Below are 14,828 nucleotides of genomic sequence, written 5' to 3' on the forward strand. Positions count from 1 at the left end.
CGGCAACTGTCCATTAACGACTTTAAGAGGATAAGGTAATGCAAGTTATTCTGCTTGATAAAGTAGCAAACCTGGGCAGCCTGGGTGATCAGGTTAACGTTAAAGCGGGCTACGCTCGTAACTTCCTGGTACCACAGGGCAAAGCTGTGCCTGCTACCAGGAAAAACGTTGAATTCTTCGAAGCACGCCGTGCAGAACTGGAAGCTAAACTGTCCGACGTTCTGTCTGCAGCAAATGCACGCGCTGAGAAAATCAATGCACTGGGCACCGTAACCATCGCGTCTAAAGCAGGCGACGAAGGTAAACTGTTCGGTTCTATCGGTACCCGCGACATCGCTGATGCAGTTTCTGCAGCTGGCGTTGAAGTGGCTAAGAGCGAAGTTCGTCTGCCGAACGGCGTTCTGCGCACCACCGGTGAGCACGAAGTGAACTTCCAGGTTCACAGTGAAGTATTCGCGAAACTGATCGTGAATATCGTTGCTGAGTAATTTTTATTACTGAGCACTGCGGGAACGCCGGCCTTGTGCCGGCGTTTTTGTTTTTATTGCCGCCTGAACGCTATTGCGCGCGGATAAAGCTGCCATCCGGCTGACGCGTAAACAGCACCGGGCCGTTAGCGCCCTCTATCGTCAGTCCGGTCACTGCGCCCTGTGCGTCCTGACGGATTTTGACCTGCTGACCGCTTTTCAGTGAACTCAGCGGCTGATCGCTGCCTTCCACTCGCGCCATCGCAAACACATCATTTACCGGCAGACTGTTGTCACGAAACAGCTGGGCCAGCGTCTGGCCTGAAGCGACCGTATAGTTGCGCCACTCTCCCTGTGAATCCGCTTTTGGCGTCGGCTGCGGCTGAGAAGAGGATGAGTCGGCTTTGTTGTCATAAATATCCGCCTGCATCGGCACCTCTTTCTCAGCGGACGGCGTAACCGGACGCTCCACCGGATAGCGCGGTGTACTGACCGGCCAGAGAAACGCCAGCAGCATCACCAGCAGCGCGATAACAATGCCACGGCGATGCGGCGCAGGCAGCGGGTCCATCCAGCCGATGTGGTCGGTAACATGCCAGATACGATGAAGCCATGTCGGTAGCCGTGATGACGCGTCTGAAGCCATTCGTGGTTCCTCCTCTCCAGCGGGTTGCTGCGGCTTGCGTGCGGCCAGCCAGGTTTGCAGCCGGGATACAATACGCGTTGCACGCGTCCTGCGGCGTCGTGGGGCGATCTGGCCCATGTGTTCTCTCTTTTGGTGTGCAACAGACGGCGTAATTCCGTCAACAGTTATAGTATGGGCAATACCGGCGCGAAGTGCCTGCCAGCATTGATAAATTTGACGGGGGTATTGTTTCTCTTTCGCCGCGAAAAGTCATCTGCGATGCAGGGCATTTTACGCCAGCGGCCTGCACTGCTATGCTGCCGGTTCGAATTTATCCGAGAGTGAAAGGAACGAAGATGACTACCCCTTCTTTCGACAGCGTCGAAGCACAAGCAAGTTACGGTATTGGTTTACAGGTTGGCCAGCAGTTGCTGGAATCTGGTCTGCAGGGGCTGCAGCCAGAAGCACTGCTCGCGGGCCTGCGCGACGCGCTGGAAGGGAACTCGCCGGCGGTACCGGTTGATGTGGTTCATCGCGCACTGCGTGAAGTGCATGAACGCGCAGAAGGCGTGCGCCGTGAGCGCACCGAAGCGATGGCGGCAGAAGGTCAGGCATTCCTGCTGGAACATGCGCAGCGTGAAGGCGTGAGCAGCACCGAATCCGGCCTGCAGTTCAGCGTCATCACCCAGGGCGAAGGTCCTATCCCTTCCCGCCAGGATCGCGTACGTGTGCACTACACCGGTAAACTGATTGACGGCAGCGTGTTCGATAGCTCCGTAGCACGTGGTGAGCCAGCAGAATTCCCGGTCAGCGGCGTGATCGCGGGCTGGATTGAAGCGCTGACCCTGATGCCGGTTGGCTCAAAATGGGAACTGGTGATCCCACACAACCTTGCGTACGGCGAGCGTGGTGCCGGTGCCTCTATCCCGCCATTCAGCACCCTGATTTTTGAAGTAGAGCTGCTGGAAATCCTGTAATACCCCGGCGCTGCTCCCCTTGCGGGGGCAGCGTTGCGTCCCCTCGCGGGCCTGACCTGAGCATCTGTCAGCGTGCCGGACAAGGGGAACGCCAGCGGCGGTTCTGCCCGCCGCTGCCTCTTGCTTCTTACTGCTGTAAATTTACCTGCCAGAGAGCAAAACCGATCGCATCCGTGCCCTTTGGCTGGAGCGGATACTGTGCATGCTGCTGAATAAAGTGGGTCGCTTTATCGCCTGGCGCGGTTTCAAAGCGAATATCCAGCGGCGTGGCAGAGGCAATCGGCGCCAGACGCCAGTTATTGTCCGCCTGCGGCCTGACTTCGCCCTGTTTTTTGGTTTCCGCACTGATATAGGCGGCCACCACGGAACGGTTCTCATCCGGTGAGGCGAAGGCAATATACTTATCGCCGGTACCGGCAAACTTGCCGCCGTAAGCGCGATAGTTGTTGGTTGCCACCAGGAAGGTTGCCTGCGGATCGATCGGCTTGCCCTGCCAGCTCAGTTGGCGAATGCGTGAGGCCTGCGGATGAATCAGCTGACACTCAGCGTCATAACGCGCTGGCTGGGTCACATCGATCTGATAATTAACCCCGTCAATTACGTCAAAGTTGTAGGTACGGAAATCCCAGTTGATCAGCGACTGGGTTTTGCTGCTGTGCGGATCGATCTGATTGAACTGGCCCGCCGAACATTCCAGCCATTCTTTGACCTGCGCGCCGCTGATTTTCATCACCACCAGGGTATTCGGATAAAGATAGAGATCGGCGGCATTGCGGAAGGTCAGCGCTCCTTTCTCAACTTCAACGTAGCTGGCCGGATCGTTCTTGCGGCCACCCGCTTTAAACGGTGCTGCCGCAGAGAGGACCGGCAGACGACCCAGATCCGGATCGCCCTGAATGAAATGTTCAACGTAGGCGCGCTGCGCATTATTCACGATCTGCACGGTCGGATCGTCCTGCACCAGTGACAAATAGCTGTACATCACATCGGCGGATTTGCCGATCGGCTTGGCCACAAATGCCCGCGTAGCACGATGATCGTCAGCCAGCACCTTCACCAGCGCCGGATCTTCCGCCGCTAATGACTTTTTCGCTGCGGTATCATAAATCGGCCGCGCCTCGGCTTTGCCGCTGCTGACCTGCCAGCGTCCGCCGTCATTATCCAGCACCAGATCGACCACACCCAGATGATCGCCCCACATGCCGGGCATCACGGCTGGAATGCCGTTCAGCGTCCCCTGGGCGATGTCCGCCCCTTTGATACTGGCGAAATCACTGCCCGGGAATACCGCATGCGCATGGCCAAACATAATGGCGTTGATGCCTTTAACCTGGCTAAGGTAGTAAACCGAGTTTTCCGCCAGCGCATGATACGGCTCGCTGCTCAGGCCGGAGTGGGGAATAGCAACAATGATATCGGCACCCCTGGCGCGCATTTCAGGTACGTAGCGGCGGGCGGTTTCAGTGATGTCATCCACCCGCACTTTACCCTGCAGATTGGCTTTATCCCACACCATGATCTGTGGCGGCACAAAGCCGATGTAGCCAATCTTCACCGTCTGCGTTTTGCCGTCACGATCTACCACCTCGGTCGATTTAATCAGGTAGGGGGTGAACAGCGGCTTGCCACTTTTGCTGTCAATAACGTTGGCGTTGACATAAGGAAAGCGTGCGCCAGCCAGCGCTTTTTTCAGGTAAGGCAGGCCATAGTTAAACTCGTGATTACCCAGATTACCGACGCTGTAGTCGAGAGTGTTAAGCGCTTTGTAAACCGGATGGATCTCGCCCGCGCTAAGCCCTTTGGCCGCCATATAATCGCCGAGCGGGCTACCCTGGATGATGTCGCCATTATCGACCAGCACGCTGTTTTTAACCTGCTGGCGCGCCGCATGAATCAGCGTGGCGGTCCGGACCAGGCCGAATTTCTCGGTAGGGGTATCTTTGTAGTAGTCGAAATCCATCATGTTACTGTGCAGATCGGTGGTCTCGAGTATCCGCAAATCGACCGTTGCCGCCTGCGCGGCGACGGAAACGCTCAGGGCCAGTAACATCATTCCAGGCTTAAACATGCTTGCTCCTGCTGCCAGATAAGTTAAGGCTCTCAAAATAATGTAAAAGCCTGATGAGTGGTCAGTTTAAATCGTGATGGATGTATCGTTTTGGCGCATCGGTCAGCGGACAACGGCTTTCAGACTGTGGCGGGGCCAGCAGGCGTGGCGATAAACAGGTAACTATGGTATTGATATATCTATAAATTGCTCCGTGCTGCCGCCGTACAATCGGCTGGCGGAGCGGAACTGCTAAAATGTAACCATCAGGCGTTGAACTGAACGTGCAGCAGATGGACACAACGAGGTGAAAAATGTTAGAGCAAATTTGCCAACTGGCACGCGAAGCGGGCGACGCGATTATGCAGGTTTACAACGACGCCGCGCCGCTTGACGTTTCTCACAAATCGGATGACTCGCCGGTCACCGCTGCCGATATCGCCGCGCATCAGGTGATCGTCAACGGTCTGGCGCAGCTTTCGCCTGAAGTACCGGTTCTGTCAGAAGAGGACCCACCGGCCTGGGAGGTGCGTCAGCACTGGCAGCGCTACTGGCTGGTCGATCCGCTTGATGGCACCAAAGAGTTCATCAAGCGTAACGGCGAGTTCACCGTCAATATTGCGCTGATTGACGCCGGCAAGCCGGTGCTGGGCGTGGTCTATGCACCCGCGCTGGGGGTAATGTACTCTGCCGCGGAAGGCAAAGCCTGGAAAGAAGAGGGGGGCCACCGTGAACAGATTCATGCGCGTGACGCCCGGCCACCGCTGGTGGTGGTGAGCCGCTCACACGGCGACGATGATGAGATGAAGCAGTATCTGAAACAGCTGGGTGAACATCAGACTGTGGCAACCGGTTCATCGCTGAAGTTCTGCCTGGTGGCGGAAGGCAAAGCCCAGCTCTATCCGCGCTTCGGGCCGACCAACATCTGGGATACCGGCGCAGGCCACGCGGTGGCGATGGCAGCGGGTGCCCATGTACACGACTGGCAGGGCAAAACCCTGGATTATGCGCCGCGTGAATCCTTCCTCAATCCCGGCTTCCGCGTCTCGCTGTTCTAACCGGTTAAGCGGGAGGCTCGCCTCCCGCCACTCTGCAACCGCTACTGCGCCAGCAGGGAGGTCACCAGCGTCACCACCTGCTGCACTTCTTCCTGCGTCAACGGCCCATCCTTAACAAATTTCACCGTGCCGCGTTTATCCAGCACCACGATGGCGGAGCCGCCCTGTTGCAGCTGCCAGGCACGCTGCACATTGCCTTTGTCGTCAACGATGAATTGTGACCACGGATACTGCTGCTTATTGCTCTCAATGCTGCTGCGGACAAACATGCCGGTCCCTGGAATCGCGTCATCCGTATTGACGATGGTGGTGGTCTGATAGCGATCATGCGGCAGCTTCGCGGCTTTGATCGCTTCAACTAATGCCGCATTCATTTGCTTGGCTGATGAACGCCCGGCAATATGCTGAATCACGCGAACTTTCCCGCTCAGCTGCGCACTGTTCCAGTTTTTATAGCTAAACTTATCCTGCTGCAATAACAGCTCACCTTTGTCATTCACGCCGACGGCCGGTACGCGCGCATCCTGCTTCAAATCATGCGCCATAACGCTTGCCGGTATCAGTAACGACAAAACTATCGCTGCCAGAGTGATTCGCATCGCTGTTTCCTTAAGTGATCAGACCAGTTAGTCATTTTATTGCAATAGTAGGCGGGGATGATGCTGCTGTCCTGGAAAGGTGTCAGGTTTGTTATCAGCAGCACAATTCCTTAACGACTGAAGGTTTATACTGCGTTGTGTGAGCGTAATAACAGAGTCTTCTGTAATGATGTGTCAACTCAGTAAAAAAATTCATTTTTCGGAACATCAGCAGCGCTGAGTGTTCTATAGTTTATCCCGAATTCGCGCTTCATGGGCTCGTACCTATTTTGGAAACGGCGAAGCGTGCTTAAAATTGTACAGGAGTTAATCAGTATGAAGATCTTCCAGCGCTATAATCCGCTGCAAATAGCGAAATATGTAAAAACGCTGTTCAAAGGAAGGTTGTATATCAAGGATGTCGGCGCGTTTGAGTTTGATAAAGGGAAAGTGTTAATCCCGCGCGTCAAAGACAAACAGCACCTGAGCGTGATGTCAGAAATTAACCGCCAGGTCGTTCGTCTGAAACTTGAGTTCAACTAATCAAAAGGGCGCCGATGGCGCCCTTAGCGTTTATCCAGGCAGGGCAGGCTCAGTCTGAGCGCCGCTCATGCTCACAATCCTCACGTACTACCTGTACCCCTGCTTGCTCCGCGCTGTCCCTGTCCAGACTGCCTGCAACCATTACGCCTGACAGGCCAGGCGCTTAGCCATTCTACTCTTCTTCGCTCTTGGTCATATTCAGCACCGGCGGCCGCTCATCAATGCGGGTCACCAGTAACTGGTCGATGCGGTAACTATCAATGTCCACCACTTCAAATTTATAACCGGCAAACTTCACGAAGTCGGTACGCTTGGGAATTTTACGCAGCATATACATCATAAAGCCGCCGATGGTTTCGTAATTGCCTGACTGCGGGAAGTCATCGATGTCCAGTACCCGCATCACATCATCAATCGGCGTACCGCCTTCCACCAGCCATGAATTCTCATCACGCGCCACAATCTGCTCTTCCATGCCCTGACCGACCAGGTCGCCCATCAGCGTGGTCATCACGTCATTCAGGGTGATGATGCCAACCACCAGCGCATATTCATTCATGATCACCGCGAAGTCTTCACCGGCGGTTTTGAAACTCTCCAGCGCTTCAGACAGCGTAAGCGTATCCGGCACAATCAGCGCAGAACGGATCTGCAAGCCGCTGTTCAGCGCCATACTCTGATTTCCCAGCACCCGCAGCAGCAGTTCTTTTGAGTCAACGTAACCGACGATATGATCGATATCGCCGCTGCACACCAGGAATTTAGAGTGTGGATGTTGGGCGATTTTGGTTTTAAGGCTGGTTTCATCCTCATGCAGGTCAAACCAGACGATGTTTTCGCGTGAGGTCATCGACGATGGAACGGTACGTGACTCCAGTTCAAACACGTTCTCGATTAACTCATGTTCCTGTTTACGCAGCACCCCGGCCAGCGCACCGGCCTCCACCACCGCATAGATATCGTCAGAGGTGATATCGTCTTTGCGCACCATCGGCAGTTTGAAGATGCGAAAGAAGACGTTAGCCAGACCGTTAAACAGCCACACCAGCGGACGCATTAACAGCAGGCAGAAGCGCATAGGGTTAATGATGCGCAGAGCGATGGTTTCCGGGGCGATCATACCGACCCGTTTTGGCGTTAAGTCGGCGAACAGGATAAACAGGCTGGTGACGATGGTGAACGAGCAGATGAAACTGAGCTGCTCCGCCAGTTCTGGTGCGACAAAGCGGTTAAACAGGCTGCTGAACGCCGGCGAAAAAGCCGCATCGCCGACAATACCGCCGAGAATAGCCACGGCGTTCAGACCAATTTGCACCACGGTAAAGAACATGCCCGGCGTTTCCTGCATTTTCAACACGCGTTGCGCGTTGATATTGCCCTCATCCGCCAGCAGTTTGAGTTTGATCTTGCGGGCGGCCGCCAGCGAGATTTCCGACAGGGAAAAAAATGCACTGATTACGATCAGTAACAGGATGACAAGTAAGCTATCTAACATAAGAGATCCAAAGGGTTATCCACTTGTCATTTTTGGCCTGGGCAGCGTACAGGTGAGATCGTAACTGATCTGCTTACCCGTCAAACAGGGCTATCCGTGCCAAAAATGTCTGCGCCAGTTCGACAGGAAAGGACAATGTCGGGGCAGAAATGAAAACAGGCGAAATGCCTGTGGTGGCAGATTATAGCAGGTGCTATCACCGGGCCGCCAGAGGGCAAACGCCCTGTTGACGCGCGGAGAGCTGGCCGGTCCGGCGCGGTCTTGGTTCAGATTAATCCGAGTGAAGCCAGCGGCGACAATCATTCCTCTCCACAGCGGTTGTATCGCCCGCGTCATTTACCGACAATAACCGGGCATTTGACTTAGAAGTCGATTTTACGCCGCCGATTAGCATAAAGTGCGGCTATTATGAGGGTGTTGCCGTCGCGCTAGCGCAGGCAAAGATGATTAATAAGTGCCCCGCGGAAAAGGGGCCGGCATGTTTAACAGGAGTACAGGTGCCACGATTTCATGTTTATTGCATGGCCAGCCTGCTGCTTGCCGCGCCCGCCCTTGAGGCGGCAACGGTACGATTACAGGTAGAAGGTTTAACCGGGGATTTGCAAAAAAACGTCAGGGCGCGCCTGTCGACCATCGGCAACGATGAAGTCTCGAACGACGGCCGCTTTCGCGCACGCGTTTCGGTAGCGATAAAAGAGGGGCTGCGCGCGCTCGGCTATTATGAGCCGGAAATTGACTTTGAATCCCGTCCTGCGCCGCCAAAAGGCGGTCGTCCGGTATTGGTGGCGCGGGTCACGCCCGGCGAACCGGTTAAAATTGGCGGCAGCAGCATCGTCATAGAAGGCGATGCACGTAACGATGCCGACTATAAAGCCTGGGTAGCGCAGGGACGGCCCAAAGTAGGCACCCAGCTTAACCACGGTCAGTATGATAAATTCAAAAGTGGTTTTTCTAATCTTGCTCTGCGCAATGGTTACTTCGATGGCAACTTTAAGAAAAGCCAGTTAGGCGTATCGGTCGAACGGCGCGAAGCGTTCTGGGATATTGATTACGACAGTGGTCAGCGTTACCGCTTTGGCGATGTCAGCTTTGAAGGCTCGCAAATTCGCGAGGAGTATCTGCAAAATCTGGTGCCCTTTAAGCAGGGCGACTATTACACCTCCCGCGATTTAGCCGAGCTGAACCGCCGTCTCTCCGCCACCGGCTGGTTTAACTCAGTGGTAGTGGCCCCGGAGTTTAAACAGGGCCGCGAAACCAAAGTTCTGCCGCTCAATGCGGTGATGTCGCCGCGTACCGAAAACACCATTGAAACCGGGGTAGGCTACTCGACGGATGTCGGACCGCGCCTGAAAGGCACCTGGAAAAAACCGTGGATCAACGATCGCGGCCACAGTCTGGCAGCCAGCGCCTATGTTTCAGCGCCGGAGCAGCAGGTCGATCTGAGCTATAAAGTTCCGCTGCTGAAAAGCCCGCTGGAGCAGTATTACACCTTCTCCGGTGGCCTGAAGCGCACCGACCTCAACGATACCAAAGCCGATACCACCACGCTGGCGATGTCGCGCAACTGGGACAGCAGCAGTGGCTGGCAGAAAGCGATTAACCTGCGCTGGAGCCTGGACCACTTTACCCAGGGCAGCGTCACCAACACCACCATGCTGCTCTATCCTGGCGTCAGCGTGAACCGAACCCGCTCACGCGGCGGCTTAATGCCGACCTGGGGCGACACACAGCGCTACTCGGTGGATGTTTCTGATACCACCTGGGGTTCGGATGTCGATTTCCTGATTCTGCAGGCGCAGAACGTCTGGATCCGCACGCTCGGTGATAAACACCGTTTTGTCGCGCGCGGCAATCTCGGCTGGATCGAAACCAACGACTTCGAAAAAGTCCCGCCGGATCTCCGCTTCTTCGCGGGCGGCGACCGCAGCATTCGCGGTTACAAATACAAAGATATCTCACCACGCGATGAGGACGGCAAACTGACCGGTGCCTCTAAGCTCGCCACCGGATCGCTGGAATATCAGTACAACGTCAGCGGCAAATGGTGGGGAGCGGTCTTTGTCGACTCGGGCGAAGCGGTCAACGATATCAAACAGAGTAATGTTAAAACCGGCGCCGGCTTCGGCGTGCGCTGGTCTTCACCGGTGGGGCCGATCAAGCTGGATATCGCCCGACCGATTGGGGATGACGAGGAACATGGATTGCAATTTTACATAGGACTGGGGCCTGAACTATGAAGCTGTGGAAAAAGGTCCTGATCGGCATTCTGATTTTTCTGGTGCTGCTATTAGGCGGCGTGGCGTTTTTAGTCGGCACCACGCCCGGTTTACATCTGCTGCTAAACGGTGCCTCACGCTGGGTGCCGGGCTTATCGATCAAGCAGGTCGATGGTGGCTGGCGTAATCTGACCCTGAGCGGATTGCGTTATGAGATGCCCGGCGTCAGCGTGGATGCCGGTCAGATTCACCTCGCCGTCGATCTCAACTGTCTGCTGCACTCATCGGTCTGCGTGAACGATGTTTCGCTGAGCGATATCAGCGTGGTGGTCGACAGTAAGAAAATGACGCCGGCCAGCGAGCCGCCGCCGGAAGAGGAGAGCGGCAACGCCAACCTCAGCACGCCTTATCCAATCACCCTGCGGCATCTCGGCCTACACAATATCAATGTGAAAGTTGATGACACCGCCATCTCGCTGCTGGATTTCACCACCGGCCTGCAGTGGCAGGATCGCGCGCTGACGCTTAATCCGACCCATATTCAAAGCCTGCTGATTGCCCTGCCGAAAGCGGCGCAGGTTGCTGACGAGCAGGTGGTACAACCGAAAGTGCAGCAGCCGAAACCGGCGGAGAAGCCGCTGGGTGAAACCCTGCAGGCGATGTTCGCGCAACCGCTGCTGCCGGCGTTACCCGATTTCCGCTTGCCGCTGGATATTGATGTGCAGCAGATCCTTGGCGAACAGCTGCGCATCACCGGCGACACCGACATTGCGATCGGTCGGCTGCTGCTGAAAGCCAAAACCGCTGACCGCCAGATGCAGCTCAGCACGCTGGAGGTGGACTCGAACCTCGGCAAGCTGAACGGCAGCGGCCAGGCCACGCTGGCGGATAACTGGCCGGTCGATTTCACCCTTAACGGTGACGTGAATACCGATCCGATCAAAGGCGAAAAAATCGCGCTGAAGCTTAACGGTGCCATGCGCGATGAGCTGAAGCTGGCGCTCAACCTTTCCGGTCCGGTGAAAGCACAGCTCGATGCTACTACCCAGCTGGCGGTGGCGGGTTTGCCGCTGTCGCTGCGGCTCACCAGCCCACAGCTGCGCTGGCCTTTAACCGGTGCGGTGCAGTACCAGGCCGATAACCTCGACTACCAGTTCAAAGGCAAAGCGACCGACTACGTCATGTCGCTGCGTACCGCGGTGAAAGGGGAAACGGTGCCGCCGGCGAACATTTCACTGACGGGGAAAGGTAACGTCGAGCAGTTCAGCCTCGATAAACTGCGCATCGCGGCATTGCAGGGCAATATCGATCTGACTGCGCTGGTCGACTGGAGTAAGGCGATCAGCTGGCGCAGTGAACTGACGCTGGCCGGCATCAATACCGCTCAGCAGTATCCCGACTGGCCCGCCCGGCTGGATGGCAAAATTACTACCCGCGGCAGTCTCTACGGCGGAAGCTGGCAGTTAAGCGTGCCGCAGCTACAGCTGAAAGGGAATGTGAAGCAGAATGCGGTCACGGCGGATGGCTCGCTCACCGGCAACAGCTACAACCAGTGGAAGATACCCGGCATTAAACTGGCGCTGGGTCGTAATCATCTGGATGTGAAGGGCGCTTTGGGTGAGCAGCTGGATCTTGATGCCAGCATCGACGCGCCTCAGCTCGACAATGCGCTGCCGGGCCTGGGCGGCGTGGTCAACGGCACGATTAAAGCGCGTGGAACCCTGAGCGCGCCGCAGCTGCTGGCCGATCTCAATGCCCGTGGCCTGCGCTGGCAGCAGATGCAGATTAACCGCGTCACGCTGAACGGTGATGTCCGCTCCGGCGAGCAGGTGGCCGGCAAGCTGCAGTTGCGCGTCGAACAGCTGAAGCAGGATGCGCTCAGCATTAACCTGCTGACCCTGAATGCCGACGGCAACGAGCATCAGCATCAGCTGAAGCTCAATGTGCAGGGCGAGCCGGTGTCAGGTCAGCTGGCGCTGAACGGCAGCTTTGACCGCCAGGCGCAGCGCTGGAAAGGCGAACTGAACAATACCCGCTTCGATACCCCGGTAGGGGAATGGCGGCTGACGCGGGCGATGGCTATCGACTACCTCAATAGCAAACAGACCGCCACCATCGGGCCGCACTGCTGGCAGAACCCGAATGCCCAGCTCTGCGTACCGGAACCGGTGGAAGCCGGTCCGAGCGGCAAGGCGCACGTGGTACTGAATCGCTTTGATCTGGCGATGGTTAAACCGTTTATGCCTGATGCGACCCAGCTCAGCGGCGTATTCAGCGGTGACGTGCGGGTTAACTGGCGTGCCGGCGAAGGCCTGCCAACCGGTACGGTGTCGCTGAAGGGTAACGGCGTCAAAGTTCAGCAGGATGTGCAGGGCAATACGCTGCCCGTCGCCTTCGATACCCTGAACCTGAATGCGGCGCTGCGTGACGGCCGTGCGCAGCTCGACTGGCTGATCCGCATCGCCAACAACGGTCAGCTGGATGGTAACGTCCAGATCACCGATCCGGAAAACCGCCGCACGCTGGGCGGCAACGTCAATATCCGCAACCTGTCGCTGGCGATGCTGAACCCGGCACTGATGCAGGGCGAGAAGATCAAAGGCAACCTGAACAGCAGTTTACGGCTGGCGGGCAGCGTGCAGCAGCCGCAGGTGTTTGGTCAGCTCGGCCTGTCTGATGTCGATGTTGATGGCAGCTTCATGCCGGTCGATCTGACCGCCGCCAACCTCAATCTGGTGTTTAACGGCATGAGTTCGACCCTCAACGGGCTGATTCAGACCGCGCAGGGCAACATCAACCTCAACGGTAACGCCGACTGGAGCCAGCTTGATAACTGGCGTGCACGTGTAGCGGCGCAGGGCAGCCGGGTCCGGGTAACGGTGCCGCCGATGGTGCGGATGGATGTCTCGCCGGATCTGGTGTTTGAAGCCACGCCTGCGGCATTTAACCTGTCGGGCCGGGTGGATGTTCCCTGGGCGCGCATCACGGTGCAGGAAGTGCCGGAAAGCGCCACCGGCGTCTCTTCGGATGAAGTGATGCTGGATAAGAACCTCAAGCCGATTCAGCCGCAAACCGCCGCCATTCCAATCAACAGCAATTTGGTGATCCACGTCGGTAATGATGTGCGGCTCTCCGCGTTCGGACTGAAAGCGAAGCTCAATGGCGATCTCAAACTGGTGCAGGACAAATCCGGCCTCGGCCTCAACGGCCAGATCAATATTCCTTCCGGCCGTTTCCACGCCTATGGCCAGGATCTGATTGTGCGTAAGGGCGAGCTACAGTTTGCCGGACCGCCTGACCAGCCTTACATCAACCTTGAAGCGATCCGTAACCCGGAGGCGACTGAAGATGATGTCACCGCCGGACTGCGCGTCACCGGCCTGGCAGACGAGCCAAAAGCTGAAGTCTTCTCCGATCCGGCGATGTCGCAACAGGAAGCGCTCTCTTACCTGCTGCGCGGTCAGGGACTCGGCAGCGACGGCGACAGTAACGCGTTAACCTCAGCGCTTGTTGGCTTAGGGGTTGCACAAAGTGGGCAGGTTGTGGGTAAAATCGGCGAGACATTCGGTGTCAGTAATCTGGCCCTTGATACTGCCGGTGTTGGCGACAGCCAGCAGGTGCAGGTCAGCGGCTATGTACTACCGGGTCTGCAGGTAAAATACGGTGTTGGCATATTTGATTCACTGGCGACGTTAACCTTGCGTTACCGCCTGATGCCTAAACTCTATCTGGAAGCCGTGTCCGGTGTGGATCAGGCTCTCGATTTGCTCTATCAGTTTGAGTTTTAGCAATGCGAATAATTGTCTACGGCAGTTTACGGCGCAAACAGGGAAACAGTCACTGGATGACGAATGCGCAATGGCTGGGTGATTTCCAGATTGAGGGCTTTGAGCTCTACAGTCTGGGACATTATCCCGGCGTGATTGAAGGCAATGGAGCGGTGCAGTGTGAAGTGTACCGCATTGATGCCTCCACCCTTGGCGAGCTGGATGCGTTACGCACCAAGGGAGGGGAGTACAAACGTCATCTGATTCAGACGCCGTTTGGCAGCGCATGGCTTTATGTTTATCAACGCTCAGTGGCAGGACGCCAGCGTATTATGAGCGGGGACTGGCTAAAGCGTGATGAAGAGCCAGAGGCCTGAACAAAAACACCGTCCAGTTGGACGGTGTTTTTTTTTCGACTTATCGGCTGACAGCAGAATTACTTCTTCTGTGCGCGCTCGTAAGAGGAGATGATTTCGGCTTTAGCAGCTTCGGCATTATCCCAGCCATCCACTTTCACCCATTTGCCTTTTTCCAGATCTTTGTAATGTTCAAAGAAGTGGGTGATCTGTGCGCGCAGCAGTTCTGGCAGGTCGTTCACATCTTTAATGTGATCGTACTCTTTAGAGAGTTTGGTGTGCGGAACCGCAACCAGTTTGGCATCTTCGCCAGACTCGTCGGTCATTTTCAGCACGCCAACCGGACGGCAGCGGATCACAGAACCTGGCTCCAGCGGGTATGGCGTTGGGACCAGCACGTCAACCGGATCACCATCCAGTGACAGGGTGTGGTTGATGTAGCCGTAGTTGCACGGATAGAACATGGCGGTAGACATGAAGCGGTCTACAAACAGGGCACCAGACTCTTTATCAACTTCATATTTGATCGGATCGGCATTGGCCGGGATCTCAATGATTACGTAGATATCTTCTGGCAGGTCTTTACCTGCTGGCACCTGGTTCAAACTCATCGGGCATTCCTTCAGTAGTCGTATGTTGAGTGTCGGCTATTATAGCCAACTGACTCTGAAAGTATGCCCTCTTTTTGGCGTTTCGGAA

Annotated in this window: 12 protein-coding genes; 7 read left to right on the forward strand and 5 right to left on the reverse strand. The window is 56.1% G+C overall.

The annotated features are described in order from the left end of the window. The first annotated feature begins 38 nt into the window (after positions 1 to 38). Positions 39 to 488 carry a 50S ribosomal protein L9 gene (rplI, locus tag ACLIBF_RS02675; protein WP_031376408.1) on the forward strand — a complete coding sequence of 150 codons (450 nt, stop codon included), beginning with the start codon at positions 39 to 41 and terminating at the stop codon, positions 486 to 488. A 70-nt stretch (positions 489 to 558) separates the two neighbouring features. Here the strand turns inward: rplI and ACLIBF_RS02680 are convergent, their stop codons facing one another. Then, a complete protein-coding gene (locus tag ACLIBF_RS02680) occupies positions 559 to 1,230 on the reverse strand; it encodes an OapA family protein (protein ID WP_082097609.1) in 672 nt (223 codons plus the stop codon). 218 nt (positions 1,231 to 1,448) lie between these two features. On the opposite strand from ACLIBF_RS02680, the gene fklB reads away from it, so the two are divergent. Continuing rightward, a complete protein-coding gene (gene fklB / locus ACLIBF_RS02685) occupies positions 1,449 to 2,069 on the forward strand; it encodes an FKBP-type peptidyl-prolyl cis-trans isomerase (protein WP_031376406.1) in 621 nt (206 codons plus the stop codon). A gap of 127 nt (positions 2,070 to 2,196) precedes the next feature. Here the strand turns inward: fklB and ACLIBF_RS02690 are convergent, their stop codons facing one another. Then, positions 2,197 to 4,137 (reverse strand): bifunctional 2',3'-cyclic-nucleotide 2'-phosphodiesterase/3'-nucleotidase, encoded by a 1,941-nt coding sequence (locus tag ACLIBF_RS02690; RefSeq protein WP_089561913.1) that lies wholly within the window; start codon positions 4,135 to 4,137, stop codon positions 2,197 to 2,199. 293 nt (positions 4,138 to 4,430) lie between these two features. Here ACLIBF_RS02690 and cysQ point away from each other — a divergent pair, with 293 nt between their 5' ends. After that, on the forward strand, positions 4,431 to 5,174 hold the full coding sequence (gene cysQ, locus ACLIBF_RS02695; RefSeq protein WP_031376404.1) for a 3'(2'),5'-bisphosphate nucleotidase CysQ: 744 nt from the start codon (positions 4,431 to 4,433) through the stop codon (positions 5,172 to 5,174). 41 nt (positions 5,175 to 5,215) lie between these two features. Here the strand turns inward: cysQ and ACLIBF_RS02700 are convergent, their stop codons facing one another. Continuing rightward, a complete protein-coding gene (locus ACLIBF_RS02700) occupies positions 5,216 to 5,773 on the reverse strand; it encodes a YtfJ family protein (protein ID WP_031376403.1) in 558 nt (185 codons plus the stop codon). 315 nt (positions 5,774 to 6,088) lie between these two features. Between ACLIBF_RS02700 and ACLIBF_RS02705 the strand changes: the two genes are divergently transcribed. Beyond that, entirely contained in the window at positions 6,089 to 6,295 is a 207-nt protein-coding gene (locus tag ACLIBF_RS02705) for a DUF1107 domain-containing protein (protein ID WP_003855513.1), read from the forward strand. 172 nt (positions 6,296 to 6,467) lie between these two features. On the opposite strand, the gene ACLIBF_RS02710 is transcribed toward ACLIBF_RS02705, so the two are convergent. Further along, entirely contained in the window at positions 6,468 to 7,790 is a 1,323-nt protein-coding gene (locus ACLIBF_RS02710) for a hemolysin family protein (RefSeq protein WP_031376402.1), read from the reverse strand. Between the two features lie 521 nt (positions 7,791 to 8,311). Here ACLIBF_RS02710 and tamA point away from each other — a divergent pair. From tamA to ACLIBF_RS02725, 3 genes are read left to right on the forward strand one after another with little or no spacing between them, the layout of a single operon-like run. Beyond that, a complete protein-coding gene (gene tamA / locus ACLIBF_RS02715; RefSeq protein WP_176035892.1) occupies positions 8,312 to 10,027 on the forward strand; it encodes an autotransporter assembly complex protein TamA in 1,716 nt (571 codons plus the stop codon). Beyond that, the gene (tamB, locus tag ACLIBF_RS02720; protein ID WP_279810028.1) at positions 10,024 to 13,794 is read left to right on the forward strand and encodes an autotransporter assembly complex protein TamB; all 3,771 of its coding nucleotides are present in this window, start codon (positions 10,024 to 10,026) and stop codon (positions 13,792 to 13,794) included. Before tamA ends, tamB begins: the two co-directional genes overlap by 4 nt. A gap of 2 nt (positions 13,795 to 13,796) precedes the next feature. Further along, the gene (locus ACLIBF_RS02725; protein WP_031376400.1) at positions 13,797 to 14,150 is read left to right on the forward strand and encodes a gamma-glutamylcyclotransferase family protein; all 354 of its coding nucleotides are present in this window, start codon (positions 13,797 to 13,799) and stop codon (positions 14,148 to 14,150) included. A 59-nt stretch (positions 14,151 to 14,209) separates the two neighbouring features. On the opposite strand, the gene ppa is transcribed toward ACLIBF_RS02725, so the two are convergent. Next, entirely contained in the window at positions 14,210 to 14,740 is a 531-nt protein-coding gene (gene ppa, locus ACLIBF_RS02730) for an inorganic diphosphatase (RefSeq protein ID WP_031376399.1), read from the reverse strand. Between the last annotated feature and the right edge of the window lie 88 nt (positions 14,741 to 14,828).

The sequence above is a fragment of the Pantoea sp. PGP6 genome, from assembly GCF_053474785.1.